Raw genomic sequence first — 22883 nt, 5'->3', positions numbered from 1 at the left:
AAAGTTTATGCGATTTTTAATTCTTCTTTTATTAACGTCGGCTCTACTCCCGCTACCCTGCCTTTTATTACCTTTGCAGGCACCCCGCCCACTACCGAATTTGCCGGAACAGACTTTATTACCACACTACCGGCTGCAATTACGCAGCCCTCGCCCACCGTTACACCATCAAGGATTATTACATTAGCGCCTATCCAGCAATTATCTTGTATCACAACGCCTTTACGGGTTACCCCTTGGTTTTTAATGATGATATCTGGATGGCAATACTCATGGTTCTCAGAGAATATTTTAGCGCCGGGGCCAATAATTACATCGTTGCCGATTGTAACACCTCCCTGCCCGCCAATAAAAACGCCTGTATTAATGCCGCAGTTGTTGCCTATATTTACGCCGGTGCCTTTATGCGCTATAACACCTGTACAAAGTATAGTGCTATTGCGTGCAATGCTTACATTATCTTTTATCCTGATGCCGTTGGCTGATAAACCATTAAGATAAACGCCATCTTCAAGAATAAGATTTTTTCCTGCTGATATCAGATGCCCGTGTTTGATCTTTACACCGGTACCTACAAACATAAAACCATCTGAGCGTACAAAAAGCTTAACCAGCATACCACGCAGCATTTGCCTTGCCCTTCCCCATAGCACAATGGCCAGGTCGCGGGGGCTATGGTCGCTTTCCCATTTATAGTTGGGATTGCGCTTTATGGTTCGTATCAATTTTTCAACTAACACTGGTTTCTTCAATTATGGTTAAGATCTGCTGTGCCGATTTGGCCCATATAAAATTTGCGGCCCGTTCCAGCCCCCGCTTTACCTTGTCGTTATATAGTTCAGTATTATTCAATAACGCGTTTATTTTGCGGGCCATATCATGTGGGTTATCCGGGTCTATATACACGGCAGCATCGCCACAAACCTCGGGCATGGCAGTACGGTCTGATGTTACTACCGGCACACCACATTTCATGGCTTCAAGCGGCGGCAAACCAAAACCTTCGGCATAGGAAGGAAAACAGAAAATAGTAGCGCAGGCGTAGATCAACTGCAGGTCATTCTCGGGTACATGACCTATGATCAGGATCCTGTGCCCCAATTGCTCTTCGTTAATAAGTTTCTCCAGTTCGGCGTTCTGGTTATTCTTTTCGCCAACAATTAACAATGGGATGCTTTTATCATCAACGAAACTTATTGCTTTAACAAGGTTCAGCAAGTTCTTGCGGATATTAACCCGGCCAACAAATAGCAGGTATTTGGCAGGGAGTTGATACCTGTTTATAATAGCATAAACCTCATCCGCAGCATAGCTTCCAACCGGCTTAAAGCTGTCATTTATACCATGGTAAACCACGTTAATATCGGCGTTACCGGCAAAATCATTAGCTATTAAACGCTCTTTTTCTGAAGCTGATATAGCAATGATATTATTTGCTTTAGATGCCAGCCGTTTCATTTGCTTAAAGTAAAAACGCTCTGTTTTGGTATAGTACTCAGGGTAGTCCAGAAACAACACATCGTGGATGTAGGCTATTTTGTGAAGTTTGCCCGGCCAGGTGCTGGCGAAATTCTGGAACAGTACCGTTTTTAAATTATAACGCATAGCTGCCAATGGCACCAGCAACAAGTTGGATAGCATATTTGGAACAGCAGGCAGTTGGATCAGATTAACCCCTGCCGGAAAATACGCTGCTGCCTGCTTACTGTCTTTACTGTTAATGAGTAAATGCAGGTTAAAGCGATCTCGGTTATGCAGTATCATTTCATTAACCAGATTTTTCACCACCATGTTGCCGCTTGGTGGCCCGCTGAAAAACCACTTGGCATCAATCCCTACATTTATCTTTCCGGTTATGTTGCCCATATCAAACCATCGTTAAATGATTACCGCTCATGTACATGCTTCGCTGGTTGTGTGTAGCGATGGCCTCATCATAAATATTGTTCAACTTCTTAAGTCGCTTATCCCACTTATGCTCGTTAGCGCACAATAGGGTGCTTTGGTGCATATCAACCAATATTTTTGTATTGGTAAGCAGTATATTCAAAACTGAACTCATTCGTTGCAGCATATTCTCATAGCTATCAACCGGTACCTTAACGCCGCATTTACAGCATATCACATCGCCCATACCGCAATGATCTATAGTTAGCGTAGGTATACCATTACCCATGGCCTCAAAAATTACCGCAGGGTTATCTTCGCCTATACTGGTGATAATGTGCAGGTGTGCATCGGCCATAACTCGCAAAGCCTCTCTTCGTGGCAAATGGCCATGAAAGGTTACTTTATCTGCCAAACCTTTTTGGGCAGCGTAATGCTCCAATGTTTTTCGCAGCGGGCCATCACCCAATACATGCAGCTCCCAATTTTTCTTAGCCACTGCAGATAAGGCATCCAGGCACATTTTAAGATTTTTGCGTTCAATTAAGCTGCCGCTCCACACCAGGTGCACATCCTGCTGCTCTATATTGTTGTACCGGTTTACGCAGGGTAACACATTACCGCCTATTCCCTGCTCGGGCAGGTAAAAGCTATCGCGATCAAAATATTGTTTGATGGTTTGCTGGCCCAGGCGTGTGGCAGCTATCAGCACGTCAGCATTCTTAAACGCGGACTTTATACGGTGCGAGTGCCCCAACTGGTACCTGTTTATGAAATTCTTGATAGTAAATTTCATCCTCGCTTTAAAAGGCAGCAATGCAATAAACCGGCTGTCCATTATTTTCATTCCGCCTATCGGCCCCCATACTAATGGCTTGCCCAACCCTGCCAAAAAGCCCGGCTCGCGGAAGCCTATTGGGCCAAGTTGATGTACTACATCAATATCAACAGTTTTTACAATTTCCTGAGCTGCTCTTAACGCCCGCTTTTGCCACAAATAATATGCAAAATAGAAGAACCAGCCAAACCCCGCCTTATTTAGCAGGTTAATAGCTTTTGCCAGCCACCCTGCCCTTACTTCAACAAAATGCACATGACGCATGGGGTTATCTTCAATATAACCTTTCAAGGTTTGGGTATCGCCCATGTGGTTGTCAGACATACCGTAGAGTACCCATAGTTCATGCTCAGCAGCCAGGTGCGTAACCGTATTCCAGGCCGCAGCATATTCTGATCCTCTTGTTGGGGATATTGCATAGGCTGATATGAGGAGTTTTTTTTTCAAAATATGGCAGGCGTTTTTGCTATACGGAAAGGGTCTTTATACCACAAGCGCCAGCGTAATCGGTTTAACTGGTTAAACAGGCTGGCAAAAAAGAAACTGCTCCAGTGCAGGTTGCGTTTCATAACGGCAAGTTCCTCGGCATGCATTTTCTTAACATCGTTACTTACCCCAAAGGTGCGCATGCAGGCAATGTGCTCATCAATATGCTTTATGCGGTAATCGGCATGTTTTATCCGCAGGAACATATCAAAATCCATGGCTATTTTATAAGTAAGATCATAGCCCCCAACAGATTTATAAACAGTGGCTTTCACAAAACAGGTTGGATGCATAATATACATGCCGTAGTTAAGCCAGCCTATCTTACTTTTTTTGATACGCTTAAAACCGTTATCACCTATCAGCAGCAAATTGGCGCAGCATACATCATCATTAGCATAGGTGTTTATCATCATCAGCTCTACAGCATCTTGGGTGTACCAGTCGTCAGCATTTATCATTCCTATCCATTGGCCGGTAGCACGGGCAATGCCTTTGTTAAAACCATCGGCGATGCCTTTATCAGGTTCGCTCAATATAACCGCTATGTTATCGCGATACTTTTCAATAATCTCCAGCGTGCCATCGGTTGAGCCACCATCAATAATGATATACTCTATATTCCTGTACGTTTGATTAAGCACGCTAAGGATGGTTTGCTCTATGGTATCCACCGCGTTACGCACCGTTGTTATGATGCTTACTTTGGGGTTGGCTGTATAGTTTTGTGTATTCATAGGGCTAATAGGCAAATTGGTTTACAGATGGCTCAGCAGGCTCTCCGGCACTTTCATTAAGAGACAGCAGGTAGTTAAAGTTGAGATAGCTATATCCCAATGTTACCATCAGGATGCTCATCTCTACATTAAAAAAGGCTGTTATAATATAATTGGTAAGGAAAAGGCTAAAAATACAGCCAACGGTAAGCGCCGCAAACAACCGTATAGCCGGCGGATAATCTGCGCTGGCATACTTGCGCCAGTTGGTTACCGTAAGCCTTGCAAATACAAACAGATAGGCCACTATACCCATAACGCCTGTCTTTATCAGCAGATAGAGCCAGCCATTGTGCAGCACGGGGATAAATTCGTAGTCGGTATCCTCGCCCAGGCGCAGGAAGGTCTTCAGGTCAACCAACTTGCCCAGGCCACCGAAGATCCAGTCTTTGGTATCACCTTCCATATACTGGTTAAGTGCCATAAATGATTCGTAGCCCCGGTACTTGGTATTGATATCTTCTTCGGTACTGTAGTTACCAATACTGAGTTCGTTGAACGACCCCAATATTTTATCTATAAACGATGTTGATGATTGGTTGGGCCTAAAAATATCAAGCGGCAGTAACGAAATCAATACAATAACAATGAACGATACCGGCAACACCCATTGCCTTTTCAATTTATCGGCTACCAACAGCATCACAAAGCAAAGGGTGATAATGAGATAGGTACGAGATGCACACATATATATCCCGAAGGCATTTATGGCTACAAACAGGTTAAAATAGAACTTACTAAATAATTTGATATTGAATTTCCTGGTGAGCAGCAAAGCGGCCAACGCAATGGGTGGCCCCGGCGTACCAACAATACCAATGGCATAATGTGCAGAATACGGATCAGAGAGGGAACCCATGCCCATGTAATAAACGGAGATGGATGTAACCAACAATGAGGTAAGCACGCCGGCGTATATAAGCGTTTTCAGGAATACGCCTATCTCTAACCTGCAGGCAAGCAGAATGCCTGCCAGTATGAATATCACCGGCAGCAAAAAATAATAGAAATCTTTTAAAATAAGATAGTTGTTATTAGAGAAGCCGGCAAATAACCCCAACACCACCGGAATGATCAAGATGGCAAATAGCCTTATCAGCTTTAATGCTGCTACATGCCTTTTTAAAGGCATGGCAATAACAATGGCTGATACACCAATAACAATGGCCTGCATGTGGAAGAACGATGCAACAACCAGCACAAGTAGTAAAGTCGAAAAAAGCTTTTCTCTCATGGCTTTATTGTTAATTGTAGGTATTATCCTTTACATAGGCAGCGGGGTTGCCGGCCCAAACCTGCTCGTCGGGTATGTCTTTAAAAACTACCGAACCAGCCCCCACAATGGCATTTTTGCCAATGGTTACCCCCTTTAAAATAGTAGTGTGCCCACCAATGAAAGCGCCATCTTTGATGGTAACGGGTTTTGATCTTACCCCCTCAATACTCTCAGGTATCTGGTTACGGATGCGGGCATCAAGCGAGTGGAAATCGGTATCGTAAATAACTGTGTTAATGCCAATTTTTACGTTGTTGCCAATACTGATACGGTTATGGCAAATGATGGCTATAGATGTTACACCTACATTATCGCCTATGCATATTTCGGCACCCTTGGCTGCCACAAAATAGCATTGCTGCTGCCTGCCGCCCATAGCATGGTATTTACCGCTGTTGAACCAAAAGCGTTTGCCAATAGTAAACTTTCCCCCCATATTTATATCAAGGATAGGAATGCCAAACCCTACAAAATCACTACTGAACTGAACACCGTTAAGATGAAATTTGAAGGTGGTAACTGCATGCGAATAAACCCGCGCAGTTTGGTAGTAAACTACACGCATCCCTCTGTAAGCTTTCCGTATGTAGTGTATTATAGCCATTATTAACCCTTCTTTAGCGCCTTCACATATTGTATATCCCCGTAGCGGTGCCGTTTATAATTCTTTTTGTTTGTAATGAAAATGCTACCCCCATTATCAGAAAAATAATGGTGTTTGATGTAGTAACGCCAGCCAGCCCCCAATACCTACCCATCACAATTGACAATGGGATATTAATGAGCGCACAAAAAATGCTTAGGTACAATTGCAGGCGTATTTTGCTGATACCGTTAAGAAACTGCACATATATAGCCTGCCATATTAACGCAATAGTATACCCGCACATAGCCAATGACAGTGTGAACGGAACAACCATTTCCTCGCCCAGCCATAACCTGTAAATAATGGGCGAGCAAACCAACAGTAACACAGTACACATACTTAACCCCAGCCAAAGCTTATTCATTTTGTTGAGGGTTAGTTTTATCCAGTCGTAATCTCTTTTCACATAAGCCTCTGTAAATGCGCTCCAGAAGGGTGTAATGATCATCACAAAGAACATCAACACAACCGAGAACAGCTTGTACGCTATATTAAATGTGGTTACATCTTTAGGGCTAAATAGCTGCGTGATAACGATGTTATCGGTCTCGTAAAGTACCAGTGTGCCTATTTGGATAATAAAAAAAGCCCCGCCGGCAGAGATCAGCTGCCGGGCATATTTTGCGTTTACTGCTTTAAAGCCTGGCGCTATGGGCTTGTACACACCTTTATAAAACCAAATGCTGGCCACCAGCAAAACCATCAGCGGGATACCGGTAACCACATAAACCAAATAAGTTAAAGAGCTTGCCGTAAAGTTGATGAGGAACAGAACGCTTATAATGGTAAAGGCTTGCCCCAATACGCTTAGCAAGGCGGGCAAAGCCGGTTTTTGGTTAGCGGTAAGCACCGTATTTATCAGTTGGATAATGAATTGCAGGCAAAAGAAAATGAAGATGACCGCCACCAAATGGTTAAGGTTAGTCAGTTCATTTGCGGGCACGTTCAAAATGCTGTGCCAGTTAATGTAAGGGTTGATAAAACAAAACACCGTTAACAGGATAACTGAGATAAGCGTTAGGATAGCGTAGGTTGAACTGATGTGGGTTTTACCTTCATCAAGGTTATTGAGGGCAATATCTTCGGCCAGTTTATTTTTTAACCCGTTGCCCAACCCAAGATCAAACAAAGCGGCCCAACTAATGATAGAGCTAAGCGTAAGCCAAACACCATAATTGGTTGCCCCTACGTATTTAATAGTAAGCGGTATAAGCGCGAAAGAACAGAACACACCGCCGGTTTTTATCAGCAACGACTGAAAAATATTACGCTTGGCCCTAAGCGAGCGCTCGTGGCCTTTGGTAAAAAAGCTGCGGAAACCGGTTTGTATAGTCTGCAACATAGCTTATCTCTATTTTACACTTGGCCTGAATTTCCTCATCAAGGTAGATAGCTTGCTACCGTAAGTCTCCTCAATCTCCTGGTAATTATTATAGTTACCATAGCCGTAACCATAGCCTGTAATGCCATTGGTATTTAGCTCAATATCATTCACTACCAGGTACAGCTGTTTTACTTTACGATACTTCTGCAGGTCGTTCACAATGTTTAGTTGCGATTTGTAGGTATAATTTTGTCGCATTACATAGCAGGTAACATCGGCAAACTCTTCTATAACCAGCGCATCAGATACCTGGCCAACCGGGGCAGTATCAATAATCACGTAATCAAACTTCACCCTTAACTCTTCTATCAGCTCCTTTAAACGGGGGCTCATCAGCATCTCTGCAGGGTTAGGCGGTATGGTGCCCGATGAGATGAAATAAAAATTCTCGTTAAAATTTGAGGGGTGGATAAGGTCATCAATACAATCCCTATCCGGCGATATCACATAATCGGTAAAGCCGTAATTAGCCTGTGTACCCAGGTATTTCAACAATTTAGGTTTACGAAGATCCAACTCAAGCAACACCACTTTTTTGCCTGATAGCGCAATGGAGTTACCCAAATTAAGTGATATAAATGATTTGCCCTCGCCGCTCATGCTGGAAGTAAACATGATAACGTTTGATTTTCCGCCATCTGTTATATACTTAAGGTTGGTGCGCAGGGCGCGTATCTCTTCACTGATAACCGTTCTGGCTTCATTGTAGATCAGCATTTTTTGCTTGTGCGTATTCTTGCTTATCTGGCCCAAAACAGCAACGGTAGTATGTTTCTCAATATCATCTTTTTTGCTGATGCGGTTGTTCATTATCTGCTTTAGGCCAAGCCCTGCGGCTGGGGCAAACAAACCCAATAAAGACGCAATAGTGTAGATAAATGACTTTTTAGGCGCAAATGGGGCTTCATCACTTTCAGCATTATCCAGTATACGGCAGTTTGAGATGGTGGCTTTTTGCGAGATAGCAGTCTCTTCCCTTTTTTGAAGCAGGAACAGGTACAGATCTTGCTTAAGGCTCTGTTGCCTCGAGTAATCAAGATATACACGCTCTTTCACGGGGGCATCGGCAATTTTGCTGCCTATTGCAGCATTTTGCCTTACAATTGCCGATTGTGATATGTTTAAACTATGCCTGTAGCTCTTAAGGCTGGTTAATAACATTTTGCGGGCGGTCTCTATCTGTTGATCCAGGTTTTTGATCACCGAGCTCGATTCCTGTAAATTCAGTTGCAATTGCTCACGGCGCAGCAGCATTTCATTATAGGCATTAATGGCACTACCGAACGACATATCTTTGGTGATAAGCGAACTTGGTACCACCTGCGCGTTGCGCTCGTTGCTAACGTATTTATAAAGGTCGTTCACAACGGCCAACTGTACTTCGGTCTCGTTTAGTTTTTGCTGATAATCGCTGGCACCTTGTACAAGTGCTTTTGATTGGGCGTTAATGTCTGATATTTTATTGTTAACCTTATACGTTTCCAGGTTCTTTTCCACCTTTCCCAGCTCAGCACTTACCACGGTTAGGCGGCTATCTATAAACTTAATGGTACTATCAGCCATACGTACTTTGTTAGAGAGATTGTTTTTAAGGTACAACTCCATAAACTTTTGCAGTATCAACTCGCCGCGTTTCGAATTACCATAATTTAGCTGAACATCAATAACAGTTGATTGCTTATCGCTTAGCGATGCACCAAATTTTGCAGCAAGCTCGTTTTCAGCACGTTTTATTGACCTTACAGCGATCCTGTAATCGCCTTCGGGTTTAAACCCCGGTGTTTTAATAAGAGTAATAGAATAATCCGGAAGCTTAACCGGAACACCAAACGAGCCATTTAAATCTATATCATTGTCATCATCAACCAGGTGATAGGTTTGGTTATTAATAACCGTAACCTTGTAATTACTCGATCGGTTTAACTCCTCGTTGTGCGACAAAACGATCTTGAAGGGGGAATTATCATACAGTTCCTTTTTTAACAAACCATTCATATCGTAAACATGCACATTGATGTTCATCTCGGTGATCACCCGGCGCAAAAGGTTGCGTGATTCCAGCACGCGCACCTCGTTATACGAATTGCTCTTGATATCAAAAAGCGAAGAAAGATCGGAGCTTACGCCGTTGGTAAGTAGTTTCGATGGCGAATTTTTTTCATCCTCGATAATGATCTTACCCATTACATTCCATTGTTTAGGCGTGTATTGGATAACAAAAAAAGCAATGATGATACTCAGGATCAATCCCCCTACAAAAAGATACCAATAGTTTACAACTATGGCTATCAGTTGCCTTACTTCACCAACATCATCCTGCTTTTTATAAGTAAAATCGAGCTTTTGGGCAAGTATATCTCTGTCGTTCATAACCATCCAAATTTTAGGTAGCAAACAGTGGTTAATTAAATACGTGGGGTACCATATTGTTGTACTAATTTAACCTAAACATGCACGTTATGATACTGGCTGACCAACAATGGATAAAGTGAACACGCTGAACAGAATGAACAAAAGAGATGAACAAAATGAATACGAATAACCGTGAAGGCTTGTGCTTTTCTCGTTTATTTTATTGATAAAAGCGCGTTTAGAATGCGCAATTTGCCACCGGTTGGATGTTTTCCTTATCCACAGAAAGTGACGCACTCCCGTTATGGAAGGTGACTATCCATATACCATCGAAATCGTTACCTGCCCATTTCAACTTTTTTGTTTTGATGCCGAAAGCATCAATAATACCCCGGATATTATCATGTTCCCAAACCACCAGCACAGTGCCCTGGCGTTTCATAATGTTATTGGCAAGCTTGGCGGTTTGCGTAACATCGTAATTGGTATTTAGCGGCAGGTTGTACTTAACCGCCAAAGGCGATATGGTTTGCAGCATACGCAGTGCTTTGGTGGCCTTTCCGGTATTGGGAGCAGGCACATATAGGTAATTGGGCACACCAAATTTAGCCTTGATAACTGCCGGGAGCTTCATTGCACGATCAAACCCGGCGCAGGAAAGGTTATCGCCCACAACAGGTTTCTCCGCATGGCGAATGATGATTACTTTCAGGTCTTGCTGCGCCGAAGCCCGTTGCCCGTAAAAGCCGAAAGCCAAACATAATAGAAGGATGCGCAGAGAGAATTTAATGTTCACCATGTTTTTATAACTGTATGCGGGTGGGATTGTTGCAGATAAGATAAATCTAAACAGAAACTTTTGTTCGTCGTTCTTTAAATGTTAATCCTATCAACCCATGAGCAATTCTCCCGAACTGATAAACATCCTTGGTATTGACCAGCGGATACAAAAGCTAATGTACAAAGAGGTGTCCGTCCCATCTTATCTTCTTGACTATAATTCTGTCGATGAACATTGGTACCCGCACCCACCTTGTTTAGTGCCGTTGTTTCTTGGGCAAGGTGCATCATACAAAGGCGTGGTTAAACATTTCTTTTGCGATAGGGAAGTAACTTATGTGGAGTATTCTTTAGAGAATGGTTACATCTCCGAGATCGCCCGCAATGCCGACCAGTTCATTACCCTTATGGTGCTCAAAATGCTTATCACCAAAGATGAGCTTACTGACGAGATCATCAGCTTTTGCAAACAACTTGATTACACCGCTTATGAGGCCGCAGATCAGTTTGTGATAGATCATGGCGACGACCCGGCTGAGTTTAGACATTTGCCCTACTTCGGCAAAACGCTGCCGTTTAAATATGTTAAAGAGTTATCTGATTACGATGGCGATTTCCCATCATCCATCCACATTTTGAACACGCCGGCTATTGTTCAAAACTCATCTAAATACGAGATCGCCGCTGATGAAAAACTAAAACAGACTGATAACCTGCCCGCCTGGCTAACCGATGGCAACGATAAGAAAACCTTATTCTACGCCTACCTCGCAAACGATCAATTCAAAGAAGCCTGGTTCTCCCTCAACAGTAAAGGCTGGTCTGCAGAAGATACCGCTGAAGCATTAACCGCCCTGAAAAATAAAAGCGACGATGAGGGGTTGGCCTTGGTGGCGGATAATTGGATTGAAAGGTGGCGAAGAAAATTAAAGTAGATTTCAAGTACTGTGAATACGCTCAAAGCTTAATCATTAAAAAGCAAAACCTTATCCGTACCTTTCTTGATCAATTTGTATAAAACTACACCTTTCTCCTTAGAGATAGTATCGCCAACATCAATCATGTGCCTGAAATCTATACTGTTGTGCAAAGAATAATTAATATTATTTACTGTTATAGTTGGTGTGCCCTTATTTTCAGAATAGGTTACTTTTTGAACAACTCCTTTAAATCCAAGATTCAACTCCTGGTGAATACTGACTTTATGACGAATCAACATGCCAGCCATTACAATTGCCATAACACAAATGAAAAATTTCGCCACCTTCATAACTCCATAAATATACGTTGATTATAAAAAAGAAAGCCCCCGATCTTCATCGGGGGCTTTTCTTTTATTTCTTTGCTATCCTGTACAATTTACCATTATCGGTAAGGCCATACAGGGCACCGTCTTTGCCGGTCACCAGGGCACGCCAGCGTTCGTTCTTGTCGCGCAGCAGGCGCTCTTCGCCAACAACTTTGTTATTTTTGATCACCAGGCGGGCAATGTGTGCACCGCTTAGGCCGCCAACAAATAGGTTATTCTTCCACTCGGCAATATTGCCAGTGTAGAAGGTGATGCCACCCGGAGAGATGGTGGGATCCCAATAGTAAACCGGTTGGGTCATGCCTTCTTTTTGCTGAATGCCGTCGCCAACTTTTTCGCCGCTGTACTCAATGCCGTAAGTAATTACCGGCCAGCCGTAGTTGTTACCCGGTTTAATGATGTTGATCTCGTCGCCGCCGCGGGGGCCAAACTCGGCTTCCCAAAGGTCGCCGGTTGCAGGGTTGTAAGCCAGGCCATCGGGGTTGCGGTGCCCGTAGCTATAGATCTCGGGCAGGGCACCCGCCTTGCCCGCAAACGGGCCACCCGGTACAGCTTTGCCTGCTTTGGTGATATGGATTACTTTACCAATGCCGGCGCTCAAGTCCTGCGCCTTCATGCGGATATCTGCGCCACTGCGCTCGCCGGTGCTCACAAACAGGTTGCCTTGTTTATCAAACACAATGCGGCAGCCAAACTGCAGGTTACCACGGTAAGCCGGTTGGGCACGATAGATCACTTCTACGTTCTCCAGTTTGGTTTCATCGGCAGATAGTTTGCCTTTGGCTATGGCCAGCAGGGAGCCGCCCGGCGCTTCTTCGGCATAACCCCAATATACCATGCGGTTGGTTGCAAATGCAGGGTCGATGGTAATATCAAGCAAGCCACCCTGGCCTTTAAATACCACAGCAGGGAAACCGGTTACCTGTTTATCAAAAGCACCATTAGCTTTCAGGATGCGGATAGATCCTGCCTTTTCTGTGATGATAAATCTACCATCGGGCAGTACGTGGATTCCCCAGGGATTCTTCAGGTCACTGTTGATAACCGTTGCTGTGTAGGCAGTTTTGGTTTTGATACCGCCAATGCGCGTTTGCCCGCGAAAGGCCGGTTTATAATCGGTATTGGCTTTTTGTGTTTCCACAGGAGCCAGCACCGTATCTTTTTGGATGGCTTTTGCCTGTACAGTGCCGCCCGTTAGCGCAGCAAAGCCCAGCGCAACAAGCAGTTGTTTGTTTTTAGCAGATGTCATATTAGTTTTTGTTTGAGCGTTTTTAAAAGGCAATAGATCGCAACCCTGAGGGACAGGTTTACACTGCAATATACTCAGTTACAAACAGAACAGCCTTGTTAAAGTTTCCGGGTGAGCAGATTGTTACAAAGGGTTAAGAAAAAGCGGTTTATCTATCGGCGGGATAATAGCTTTCTCCAGGGCGGTATCAAACATTAATTTAACAGCCTTTTTACCTTCTTCGCCCAAATCGACAGAGAATTTGTTTACGTACAACTCAATGTGTTTGTACATTACTTCCTCGCTCATTTCCTGTGCGTGCTGGCGGATATAATCCAGTCCCGATTTAGGGTCGGCAAAGGCAAATTCAACCGACTGCCTGATGAGGCGGTTAACCTTCTGCTGCACATCCTCAGGCAGGTTGCGGTTAGCCACAATACCACCCAGTGGGATAGCACAGCCCGTACGTTTTTCCCAGTAGTCCCCAAGATCCATCACTTTGTGAAGGCCTTTATCCTGATAGGTAAAACGGTTCTCGTGGATGATGAGGCCCACATCGGCACGGCCATCTAAAACCGCATTCTCAATATCAGAAAAAACCAACTCCTGTTTGTTGGTGGCATCAGGAAAAGCCAAACTCAACAGGAAGTTAGCCGTAGTATATTTACCGGGGATAGCTATCTTTAGATGTGAGATTTGAGATATGAGATGTGAGATGTCTTCCTGCTTTGTGATCAGCATTGGCCCTACACCGAAACCCAGCGCACTGCCGGCATCAAGCAAAACATATTTATCTGCTGCGTAGGCAAAGGCATGATAGCTTAGCTTGGTAATATCCAGTTCGCCGCGGAAAGCCTTTTGATTAAGCGTTTCCACATCATCATAAAACACCTCAAACTCCAGTCCTTCGGTGTCAATTTTATGGTGAATAAGGGCATCAAAAATAAAGGTATCGTTTGGGCAAGGCGAAAAGCCGATAGTTAATTTCATAGCACAATGTTTAACAACCCAAATCAACGGTTTGTTAACGAGAGTAGCACAATGCTTTTCTATATTTTACATTTTTTAGATAGATTGGCTGCACCAAATCTTATCATCTGATGGGCTTTCTTTTTTGGTTAATTGTAATTCCGCTGGTCATTTTAGCTTTTGTAGGATGGCTCTTCAGGCGCATGTATAAATACTTTGCGAAACACAACAAAGGCTGGATAGCCCTGCTCATTATTGCAGGTATAACCGGCTTTTTAACCTGGAATATTTACAGGGCCTTTTACCCCGGGGATGCGTTTTATTATGAAGATTTTAAAAAGATAACTTTTAGAGAAATACCGCCATCTGCTGATATTTCTGATAAATCGGCATCGTATCCCGATTTTCATGGAGATTATTGTTCTGCATCAGTAATTAAACTCTCTCCGCATGATTACAATAAATTGTTAAACGATATAAAAACCGACAAGCGTTTTCAAAAAGGGGAATTTGGCTGGTCATCGGCATCACATGATGTTTTGAGCAGGTACAAAGAAACCGATATAGCACACGGGTATCAAAATGACGATGAGGGCTATATCGGTTTCTTTAAAGACGGACGAACGATCTTTGTTCAGTTTTGCAGTTTATGATACCCGCTAAAACTCAAGTTCCAACAGCACCGGGCAATGGTCGGAGTGTTTGGCTTCGGGCAGTATCATGCAGCGTTTGATGTTCTCTTCCATTTCTTTACTTGCCAGGGCGTAATCGATACGCCAGCCCAGATTTTTAGCGCGGGCATTGGCGCGGTAACTCCACCAGGTATAATTGTGTGGCTCCTTATTCACGTGTCGGAAGGTATCAATGAAGCCCGACTCAAGAAAATTCTCCATCCACTCGCGCTCCTCGGGCAAAAAGCCTGATGAGTTGGCGTTTGATTTCGGGTTATGGATATCAATAGGTTTGTGACAAATATTATAATCACCACAGATAACCAGGTTAGGAATGCTGGCTTTTAACAGCGTGAGGTATTTACCAAACTCATCCAGAAAGCGGAACTTGAAAGCCTGGCGCTCATCACCGCTTGAGCCCGATGGAAAGTAGGCACTCATCACCGATACCTCATCAAAATCCACACGGATACAACGGCCCTCGCGGTCAAAATCGGGGATACCGCAGCCATACTCTACGTGCTTAGGCAATATTTTGCTAAAAATAGCCGTGCCGCTATACCCCTTCTTCTCGGCCGGGAACCAGAAGTGCTGGTAGCCCAGGGCATCAACCAAACCCAAGTCAGTCAATACATCAGGTGTAGCTTTAATTTCCTGCAGGCAAACCACATCGGCATCGGTGGCCTGCAGCCATGCCAGCCAGTTTTTGCTTATTGCCGAGCGGATCCCGTTTACGTTATAAGTGACTATCTTCATGCCCCCATACCCCCTGAAGGGGGATTTTTGTTTTAATTTATATTTACAGCGATCTCGCCATTTTAAAGTTGTTCAATGCTACGCCGTCAACCATTACGGTTTGTTCGGTTATTACGCTAAAGCCGAAATGCTCAAAAACCGGGCGTGCTGTTTTGCTGGCATCGGTTGTTAAACGCGTTATGCCACGCCGCCCGGCTTCCTGTTCTATCTCACGTAATAATTTACCAGCAACGCCTTTCCCCTGGTGATCTTTATGCACAAATAACATATCCACATGCCCACCATCTGTTAAAGATGAAAAACCGGTGATAACGCCGCCTTCTTCTTCAAGTAAAAAATGCTGATCGCTTATCTTACCCGCCCAGGCATGTGTATTATCAGCACGGCTGGCCCACACAGCTGTTTGCTCTGCGGAATAATCTTTCAGGTTTACGGTAAGGATAGTATCCCGGTAAAGCTGCGTTATTTGTTCCAGATCATTTATCGTAGCAAGTCTCATTTTGATTTAGGCCACAACAATTCATCCATGCGCTCGCATTCCTTTTTGCTGAGCAGTTCAACCGTCATGGGGATATCCACTTCGGGGCGGTCGTTGCCATCGCGTTTTACGGCGGCTATTCGGTCAACCATATCAATGCCGGTCACTACCTCGCCATACACGGTATAATTTTGGTCGAGGTGTGGCGCACCGCCAACAGATGTGTAGATATCGCGCTGCCATGTCGGGATCTTGCGGCCTTTAAGGCGTTTTATTTCCAGTGTATCCAATTTGCCCGGGGTAAAGCGCTTACCCTCTACAATATAAAACTGGCATCCGCTTGAGGCTTTCTCGGGGTTATCATCGCGCGCAGCAGCCAGCACACCACGTTTGTGGAACAGGCTATCGCGAAACTCGGCCGGTACGGTATAGTTCACGTCGCCGTTGCCCAACTCGGCCCCTTTTTTATTTTTTGAGGTATCGCGCGAATCCGGGTCGCCGCCCTGGATCATAAAATCCTGTATCACGCGGTGAAACAATGTGCCATTATAAAACCCCTGTTTGGTGAGTTTGATAAAGTTATCACGATGCTTTGGCGTTTCGTTATACAAACGGATAATAACATCGCCATAGCCCGATCTGATGCGCACATATTGATTTTTTGGCGGCTTGGCAAAAGCCACGGCTGTGATGAACAGCAGGCAAAGGGTTAAAATTCTTTTCATATTAATTGTGCAGGTTAAAGTTCCCACTCTAATTCGGTTTCAAAATAGGTGATCACCAATGTTTTCAATATCATTTCCTGCTCAAGCAGGGTATAATTGGGGATGGTTTTAGCCAGTTTCCAATGCGGCCAGCCATCCTGATCGAGGCCTTCCAGTTCGTAAAAGCCCATTTGGCTAAACAGCTTGCAGGTAGCAATATGCATTAGCTCTTCTTTTTGCCTTTTGCTGAATTTACGTGGCCCCTGCCCCAGCTCCTGTACCCCTATCAGGAACAGGATCACTTTCATATCGGGCTTCTCGTTATCAAATTCCTCAGCTATCCTGTTTTGCAGCACAGCCCACTTTGCGTTGATCTCAGCAGGTTTCATACCGGCAAATATACTGAAGCTTGGCCTGCATCAAGTGCTTTTCTGATATACGATTAACAATATTGTTACGTTTATGCAACAGTATTGCATTATTATTATTTATTTTTGTGCCGAAATATAAAGGCGTTGCTGTGAAAAAAAGCACTTACCATATTATTTGCGCATGGGCGCTGCTGTTCTGCTTTGTTGCGGGCCAGTATATGGTATATGCCCACCAGCACAATGCCAACAGGCACCTACACCAGCTTTGCATTGATAGCAAGCACCACACAAAAGCCCAGATCCTGACAGAAAAATGTGAGGTATGTGATAGCATGCATCATGATTTTATGGAACTGGTTAAGCCGCAGTTTGCCGTATATTTCACCAAGGCTACACGTGTTTATACCTTTCAGCAATACAACTTTGCAAGTATAGGCCTTATCCTTGCCTCGGGCAGGGCCCCCCCGGCTATTTCATAATTACCCGTTATTTTTTCTTTTATAGCCGCATTGCCCCCAATGCCGCTAATTGTCTGATTCTTTAATTTTTAATTATGAAACTGAAGCTATTTTATTGCTTTATATTTTTATTCGTGTGTATTTCTGCTTCGGCAGCTGATGTTATTGACCTGAAAGGTAAAGTTATTGACGCCAAAACCAATGAGCCACTTGCCGGCGCCACTGTAAGCATCCCCGACTTACGCATAGCCGTTGCAACCAATTTAAATGGCGAGTTCACTATAAAATCCATCCCGCAACGCGGAAATTTTGTGGTACAGGTGCAGTACTTAAGCTACAAAACTCTTACCCAAACTATTAACCTATCGTCGCAAACGCCATTGGTATTTGCATTGCAGCCAAGCGTTATTGAAACGCACGAGGTAGTTATTACCGGTACGCCTATCACTGCAGGCAGCAGGTATAACAGCACATCGGCCAGCGTGGTTACTAAAGATCAGCTGCAAGGCTCATCAACAAACTTAATCGACGCATTGGCCAAACAGGTACCGGGTATGAGCCAGATCACTACCAGCCAGGCTATCTCTAAGCCGGTTATCCGTGGTTTAAGCTATAACCGTGTGGTTACTTTAAACGATGGCGTTAAACAACAAGGCCAGCAATGGGGCGATGAGCACGGTATTGAGATGGACCAGTTCTCTGCCGGCAGAGTTGAGGTTTTAAGAGGTGCTGCATCACTACAATACGGTTCTGATGCGTTAGGTGGTGTGATCAACGTTATTGACCCGGCTATCCCTGCAGAAGGCACCGTTGCAGGCGAGTTTTTAACCAACTACTCAAGCAACAACGGTTTAACCAATACATCTGCTATGGTAACCGGTAACCAGAATGGTTTTGTATGGAGAGGCCGTGGTACTTACCAAAATGCATACTCATACAACACCCCTGCAGGCCGTGTTATCAATAGCGGTTTTAACCAAACCAATGCCAGCGCTATGGTAGGGGTTAACAAGCCTTGGGGTTACTCGCACTTAAATTTCTCGTACTACAAAAACAACATCGGCTTTTTGGATGCTGAGCCGGGCGATGAGCTTTATAATACATCAACCAGCCGCACGCTTGATTTCCCTCGCCAGGATATCCGCCACTATAAAGTTGCCCTTAATAATAACTTCTTGTTTGATGGCGGCAGCTCGTTAAAATTAGACCTGGGTTACCAGAAAAACCAACGCCGCGAGTTGGAAGAAAGCACAACCCCGTCGTTGTTTTTTGACATGAATACTTATTCATTAGATGCAAAATACAGCCTGCCTGAGATGAACGGCTGGCACCCGGTAGTGGGTTTAAGCGGCGCGCTTAGCCACAGCATTAACCTTGGCGAAGAGTTATTGATCCCTGCTTACGATGAATACAGCACAGGTGCTTTTGTTTACCTGAAAAAAATGTGGGGACAAAACACCTTTAGTGCAGGTGCCCGTTACGATTTCATTAAAAACAAAGGTAAAGCACTTACTGAGGAAGATGGAAATGTGAAATTCCCTGGGTTTAACAACCAATTCTCAAATATGAGTGGTGCTTTAGGCTTTACCCACGTATTTAACGATGATCTGAGCTTTAAAGCTAATGCCGGTACCGCATTCCGTGCGCCAAACCCTGCCGAATTAGGCTCAAACGGCGTTCACGAGGGTACCACCCGTTATGAGATAGGTGATGCAAATCTTGCTCCTGAGCGCAGCTACCAGGCCGATGCAACTTTAGAGTATGGCTCTGGCTTTGTTACCGGTAGCGTGGGGATTTATGAGAACTACATCCATAACTACATCTACGCATCAAACACCAACAAAGAGCAAACTACTGTGGTTGATGAAATAACAGGTGAAAGCCGTGCTTATGACACCTACCGCTATGGACAAGTCAATGCCAACCTTTACGGTTTTGAGGGTAACTTAACCCTGCACCCTGTACCTTTCATCCACTTCGAGAATACTTTTAGCTATACCCACGCGCAAAACAACACTTTCAATCGCCCGCTGGCGCTGATCCCTGCAGGTACTTTACATAACACTCTGCGTTTTGAACCTAAGGTTAAAGGACTGAAAGATTTCTACTTCTACGCAGGTATTGATAATTACTTTAAACAAGGCCGCGTTGATGAAACTTTTGAGACAGCAGCAGGTGGTTATACTTTGTTAAATGCCGGTATCGGAGCAACCTTCAACATTGGCAAACAACCACTTAAGTTATACGTTTCTGGTACAAACCTTACCAACAAGGCTTACTACGATGCACTTAGCCGTTTAAGGCCGGGCCGCTTTAGCCAGGAAGACCCAACATTTGGTATATACAACATGGGTCGCAACGTTACATTCGGCGTTTATATCCCTTTCGGGACCAATAGATAAAAATAAAAGTTAGTTAGTTTAGTTAGAAAGAAGGCCTCGTTAGCAATAACGGGGCTTTCGATTTTTTTAGAAGATGTTTAAAGAAGATAACTCTTGCGCAAGTTGTTCCGCAGATTGATAATGTATCGACTTGATACCGACCTGCTCTGCCGCCAAAACGTTGCGTAGATTATCATCAATAAACAGGGCCTCATCAGCCTTAACATGGTAACGGGTAAGTAATAGATGATAAAACTCGGGCGCAGGTTTGCGCATTTTCTCGGTGCCCGATACTACGATACCATCAAACCACCTCAGAAACTCGAAGCGCTCCAGGGCCACAGGGAAAGTCTCTGCCGACCAGTTGGTGAGCGCATATATTTTGTATTTGCCGCTTTCTTTTAGCTTTTTTAAGATAGCGACCGTATCATCAAAAGCGTCGCCCAGCATCTCGTTCCAGCGGCCGTAGAAGGCACGGATGTTTGCTTCATGTTCAGGGAAGCGTTTCACCAGTAATTCGGTGCCTTCCTGCAGTGAGCGACCGGCATCCTGTTCTTCGTTCCAATCGGATGTGGTAATGTTGGCCAGGAAGTGCAGCATGTCCTCTTCTTTATCAAAAAGGGTACGGTACATGTAGTGCGGGTTCCAGTCTATCAACACTGCACCTAAATCGAATATGATGGTGTTGATCACTTCTTTTTGCGGTCTTTTTTTGGATATTCTTTCTCAGTCACCTTATAGTCGGTAATGGTAGAATCTTTTTTGTTCCACCAGAAAACGAGGTTCTTGGTACGGACGGTATCGATGCCATCCATCTTCCGGATGATCTCATAATGGAAATTCGTACTGTCGTTACTAAAACGATCCGGCTCATGCAGCAAGCCCCTTACGTTTCTGTATTTCCAGCCTTTAAAATTATATTTCTTCAGCAGATCGTCAACCATCAGGTTGCGGCGCGGAAAATCGATCCCGTCGCCATCATTCCAGCCCCGGCGGTCAAACTCCTGGTTTGCGGTACAACCCGTAATAATGGTTGCCATCAATAGCATAACGAAAAAAAAATTGGCGGTTGCGCTGCGGCCCATATAAGCAATGAGTATTGTTGAGGCAAATATCTCTTAAATAATTAAAACTATACAATTATTTTGAGGGGTGATGATTTAAGCATCCGCCTGCCAATGAATGTTTACTGCGGATAGGATATCCGTCTCTAATCTCAACTCATTATTGATGGTAAACCCATTCTTTCGGTAAAAATCAACAGGCGATGGGTATGGCGTGCCATCGGCTTTTACATCCCGGTTATGGTCAACCGCCCAACCGAAGAGAACGCTCTCCTTTGCTTTGAGAGCATTTAACAATAAGGTGCCACAGCCTTTGCCATGCATTTTACTCTTCAGCATGATAAAGAAACAGCGAACGGTCTCCACCGTAAACAAAGTAGCCCAGCCGATGATCTCGCCGTCATCAGCTCTCAGCAATAAATAAGTAGGATTAGTGAGCGAGTTTAGATAGGCATCAAATTCGTTGATACCCGGCATGCATAACTGTTTGGGATATTCGGTATTCCAGATATCCAGCAGCGTTTGCTTCTGTTGCTCAGTTAAGCGTGCCGGGTATTCAACTTCAGGCATTGGTTAGTAAATAGCTCTTAAAATCATCAAAGTTTGTACTTAGGCTTACAGCCTTGCTTTCTCTGGCTTCCAGGTCTTTCACCTGTGCAGGCACCTCTATTTTTTCAGCTATCTCCGGTTTAAACACATCCGGGAATTTACAAGGGTGCGCGGTTGACAGGAATATACCGGCAGTATCATCAGCAGGATGCTCCTGTTGGTAAGCTTTCAAGGCCTTCCAGGCAATGGCGGTATGCGGGCAGGCCACATAGTTATCATCTTTTGATAGTGCTTCGATGGCAGCAAGTGTTTCTTCATCGTTGTAGCTGTAGCCGGTTATGAGTTGTTTCAGCGTATCCATATCCTGATCAAACAGATCGGCAATACGTACCCAGTTGCTCGGGTTACCTACGTCCATAGCGTTTGACAGGGTAGCTACTGATGGTTTGGCTTCGTAAACGCCGGTCTTTAAAAAAGCAGGTACGGTATCATTTGCATTGGTTGCTGCTATGAAATGCTCCACAGGCAGGCCCATCTTCCAGGCCAACAAGCCTGCGCCTATGTTACCGAAGTTGCCGCTCGGCACGCAGAATACTGCTTTGCTGATACCCTGGCGAAGCAGTTGGGCATAGGCATTAAAGTAGTAGAAAGTCTGCGGGATCAGCCTCGCAATATTGATAGAGTTAGCCGATGTTAAACGGAACTTCTCATTCAGTTCTTTATCAGTAAACGCCTGTTTAACCAGCGCCTGGCAATCATCAAAAGTACCATCAATTTCAAGCGCACGGATGTTTTGTCCGTTGGTGGTGAGTTGCAGTTCTTGTATATGGCTTACCTTCCCTTTTGGATAAAGGATGGTTACCCTTGTGTTGGGCACGCCCAAAAAGCCCAGTGCAACGGCACCTCCGGTATCGCCGGATGTGGCTACCAGCACGTCCAGTTGTTTCTCGCCTTCCTCAAGGAAATAGCTCATTACGCGACTCATAAATCTCGCGCCAAAATCTTTAAACGCCAATGATGGGCCGTGGAAAAGCTCCAGCACAAAAACATTCTTTTCCAGTTCAACTATCGGTGCGTAAAAGTTAATGGCATCGTTAATGATGGCCTTCAGGTCATCGGCAGGGATATCATCACCCAGCAGGTTTTGCGCTACGTGGTAAGCGATCTCGGGCAGTGTGTACTGATCCAGATTATTCAGGAATTTATCATCCAGGTGCGGGATATGCTCCGGCATGTATAAACCCTTATCCTGCGGCATGCTGTTGAAAACCGCTTCTTTAAAACCAACCCTAAGGTCTTTGTTATTTGTGCTGTAGAATTTCATTGGAGCCCCCTCTAAATCTCCCCCTGAAGGGGGAGACTTTGTATATTTTTTAATTTGAATAACTGTTTATCCCAACACGTCATTGCGAACGTAGCGTGGCAATCCTCGATTAGCAGATCCGCTCTGTAAGTAGGGGATTGCCACGTCGTCCCGATATTCATCGGGACTCCTCGCAATGACGTGCCGGGTCTTTTGA

General features: G+C 44.5%; 24 protein-coding genes. 4 read left to right on the top strand and 20 right to left on the bottom strand.

Features of this window, described 5'->3' with window-relative positions; all coding sequences use genetic code 11:
• Nucleotides 1-5: 5 nt before the first annotated feature.
• The 9 genes from D0C36_RS15605 to D0C36_RS15565 form a co-directional block, all read right to left on the bottom strand.
• Nucleotides 6-752 (bottom strand): acyltransferase, encoded by a 747-nt coding sequence (locus tag D0C36_RS15605; RefSeq protein ID WP_117392530.1) that lies wholly within the window; start codon nucleotides 750-752, stop codon nucleotides 6-8.
• Nucleotides 730-1866, bottom strand: a complete 1137-nt coding sequence (locus D0C36_RS15600) for a glycosyltransferase family 4 protein (RefSeq protein WP_117392529.1) — start codon at nucleotides 1864-1866, stop codon at nucleotides 730-732. Before D0C36_RS15600 ends, D0C36_RS15605 begins: the two co-directional genes overlap by 23 nt.
• Before the next feature lies 1 nt (nucleotide 1867).
• Nucleotides 1868-3172, bottom strand: coding sequence for a glycosyltransferase family 4 protein (locus D0C36_RS15595; RefSeq protein ID WP_117392528.1), 1305 nt, complete (start codon nucleotides 3170-3172; stop codon nucleotides 1868-1870).
• Complete coding sequence (locus D0C36_RS15590; RefSeq protein WP_117392527.1) at nucleotides 3169-3948, bottom strand: glycosyltransferase family 2 protein; 780 nt, start codon at nucleotides 3946-3948, stop codon at nucleotides 3169-3171. Before D0C36_RS15590 ends, D0C36_RS15595 begins: the two co-directional genes overlap by 4 nt.
• 4 nt (nucleotides 3949-3952) lie before the next feature.
• On the bottom strand, nucleotides 3953-5221 hold the full coding sequence (locus tag D0C36_RS15585) for a hypothetical protein (RefSeq protein WP_147322011.1): 1269 nt from the start codon (nucleotides 5219-5221) through the stop codon (nucleotides 3953-3955).
• Nucleotides 5222-5231: 10 nt separating this feature from the next.
• Complete coding sequence (locus tag D0C36_RS15580) at nucleotides 5232-5867, bottom strand: acyltransferase (protein ID WP_117392525.1); 636 nt, start codon at nucleotides 5865-5867, stop codon at nucleotides 5232-5234.
• A gap of 22 nt (nucleotides 5868-5889) precedes the next feature.
• Entirely contained in the window at nucleotides 5890-7251 is a 1362-nt protein-coding gene (locus tag D0C36_RS15575; RefSeq protein WP_117392524.1) for a lipopolysaccharide biosynthesis protein, read from the bottom strand.
• Nucleotides 7252-7260: 9 nt separating this feature from the next.
• Complete coding sequence (locus D0C36_RS15570) at nucleotides 7261-9663, bottom strand: GumC family protein (RefSeq protein ID WP_158557123.1); 2403 nt, start codon at nucleotides 9661-9663, stop codon at nucleotides 7261-7263.
• Between the two features lie 220 nt (nucleotides 9664-9883).
• On the bottom strand, nucleotides 9884-10444 hold the full coding sequence (locus D0C36_RS15565) for a histidine phosphatase family protein (protein WP_117392522.1): 561 nt from the start codon (nucleotides 10442-10444) through the stop codon (nucleotides 9884-9886).
• 97 nt (nucleotides 10445-10541) lie between these two features.
• On the opposite strand from D0C36_RS15565, the gene D0C36_RS15560 reads away from it, so the two are divergent.
• Entirely contained in the window at nucleotides 10542-11360 is an 819-nt protein-coding gene (locus tag D0C36_RS15560; RefSeq protein WP_117392521.1) for a hypothetical protein, read from the top strand.
• A gap of 29 nt (nucleotides 11361-11389) precedes the next feature.
• Here D0C36_RS15560 and D0C36_RS15555 read toward each other — a convergent pair whose 3' ends face one another.
• From D0C36_RS15555 to D0C36_RS15545, 3 genes are all read right to left on the bottom strand, one after another.
• Nucleotides 11390-11665, bottom strand: a complete 276-nt coding sequence (locus tag D0C36_RS15555) for a hypothetical protein (RefSeq protein ID WP_147322009.1) — start codon at nucleotides 11663-11665, stop codon at nucleotides 11390-11392.
• Nucleotides 11666-11759: 94 nt separating this feature from the next.
• Nucleotides 11760-12983 (bottom strand): PQQ-dependent sugar dehydrogenase, encoded by a 1224-nt coding sequence (locus D0C36_RS15550; RefSeq protein ID WP_117392519.1) that lies wholly within the window; start codon nucleotides 12981-12983, stop codon nucleotides 11760-11762.
• Between the two features lie 123 nt (nucleotides 12984-13106).
• Nucleotides 13107-13952: a menaquinone biosynthesis family protein gene (locus D0C36_RS15545; RefSeq protein ID WP_117392518.1), complete on the bottom strand. Its 846-nt coding sequence runs from the start codon at nucleotides 13950-13952 to the stop codon at nucleotides 13107-13109.
• 110 nt (nucleotides 13953-14062) lie between these two features.
• On the opposite strand from D0C36_RS15545, the gene D0C36_RS15540 reads away from it, so the two are divergent.
• Nucleotides 14063-14584 carry a hypothetical protein gene (locus D0C36_RS15540; protein ID WP_147322008.1) on the top strand — a complete coding sequence of 174 codons (522 nt, stop codon included), beginning with the start codon at nucleotides 14063-14065 and terminating at the stop codon, nucleotides 14582-14584.
• 6 nt (nucleotides 14585-14590) lie between these two features.
• On the opposite strand, the gene D0C36_RS15535 is transcribed toward D0C36_RS15540, so the two are convergent.
• From D0C36_RS15535 to D0C36_RS15520, 4 genes are read right to left on the bottom strand one after another with little or no spacing between them, the layout of a single operon-like run.
• The gene (locus tag D0C36_RS15535) at nucleotides 14591-15358 is read right to left on the bottom strand and encodes an exodeoxyribonuclease III (RefSeq protein WP_117392516.1); all 768 of its coding nucleotides are present in this window, start codon (nucleotides 15356-15358) and stop codon (nucleotides 14591-14593) included.
• A 43-nt stretch (nucleotides 15359-15401) separates the two neighbouring features.
• Nucleotides 15402-15857 carry a GNAT family N-acetyltransferase gene (locus D0C36_RS15530; RefSeq protein WP_117392515.1) on the bottom strand — a complete coding sequence of 152 codons (456 nt, stop codon included), beginning with the start codon at nucleotides 15855-15857 and terminating at the stop codon, nucleotides 15402-15404.
• Nucleotides 15854-16561, bottom strand: a complete 708-nt coding sequence (locus D0C36_RS15525; protein ID WP_117392514.1) for a peptidylprolyl isomerase — start codon at nucleotides 16559-16561, stop codon at nucleotides 15854-15856. The genes D0C36_RS15530 and D0C36_RS15525 overlap by 4 nt, the downstream gene beginning before the upstream one ends.
• 14 nt (nucleotides 16562-16575) lie before the next feature.
• The gene (locus tag D0C36_RS15520; protein WP_117392513.1) at nucleotides 16576-16929 is read right to left on the bottom strand and encodes a hypothetical protein; all 354 of its coding nucleotides are present in this window, start codon (nucleotides 16927-16929) and stop codon (nucleotides 16576-16578) included.
• A 107-nt stretch (nucleotides 16930-17036) separates the two neighbouring features.
• Between D0C36_RS15520 and D0C36_RS15515 the strand changes: the two genes are divergently transcribed.
• Nucleotides 17037-17390 carry a hypothetical protein gene (locus tag D0C36_RS15515; RefSeq protein ID WP_158557122.1) on the top strand — a complete coding sequence of 118 codons (354 nt, stop codon included), beginning with the start codon at nucleotides 17037-17039 and terminating at the stop codon, nucleotides 17388-17390.
• 74 nt (nucleotides 17391-17464) lie between these two features.
• Nucleotides 17465-19771, top strand: a complete 2307-nt coding sequence (locus D0C36_RS15510) for a TonB-dependent receptor (protein WP_117392511.1) — start codon at nucleotides 17465-17467, stop codon at nucleotides 19769-19771.
• A 66-nt stretch (nucleotides 19772-19837) separates the two neighbouring features.
• Here D0C36_RS15510 and D0C36_RS15505 read toward each other — a convergent pair whose 3' ends face one another.
• From D0C36_RS15505 to thrC, 4 genes are all read right to left on the bottom strand, one after another.
• Nucleotides 19838-20443 (bottom strand): HAD family hydrolase, encoded by a 606-nt coding sequence (locus D0C36_RS15505; RefSeq protein WP_199502036.1) that lies wholly within the window; start codon nucleotides 20441-20443, stop codon nucleotides 19838-19840.
• On the bottom strand, nucleotides 20440-20790 hold the full coding sequence (locus D0C36_RS15500) for a hypothetical protein (RefSeq protein ID WP_147322006.1): 351 nt from the start codon (nucleotides 20788-20790) through the stop codon (nucleotides 20440-20442). Before D0C36_RS15500 ends, D0C36_RS15505 begins: the two co-directional genes overlap by 4 nt.
• 120 nt (nucleotides 20791-20910) lie before the next feature.
• A complete protein-coding gene (locus D0C36_RS15495; protein WP_117392508.1) occupies nucleotides 20911-21384 on the bottom strand; it encodes a GNAT family N-acetyltransferase in 474 nt (157 codons plus the stop codon).
• A complete protein-coding gene (gene thrC / locus D0C36_RS15490) occupies nucleotides 21377-22687 on the bottom strand; it encodes a threonine synthase (protein ID WP_117392507.1) in 1311 nt (436 codons plus the stop codon). The genes D0C36_RS15495 and thrC overlap by 8 nt, the downstream gene beginning before the upstream one ends.
• Nucleotides 22688-22883: the final 196 nt, after the last annotated feature.

Origin of the sequence: Mucilaginibacter conchicola (genome assembly GCF_003432115.1) — a bacterium.
Taxonomy (GTDB): domain Bacteria; phylum Bacteroidota; class Bacteroidia; order Sphingobacteriales; family Sphingobacteriaceae; genus Mucilaginibacter; species Mucilaginibacter conchicola.
The sequence above is the reverse complement of the archived record's forward strand: the minus strand, read 5'-3'. Positions and strand labels throughout refer to the sequence as shown.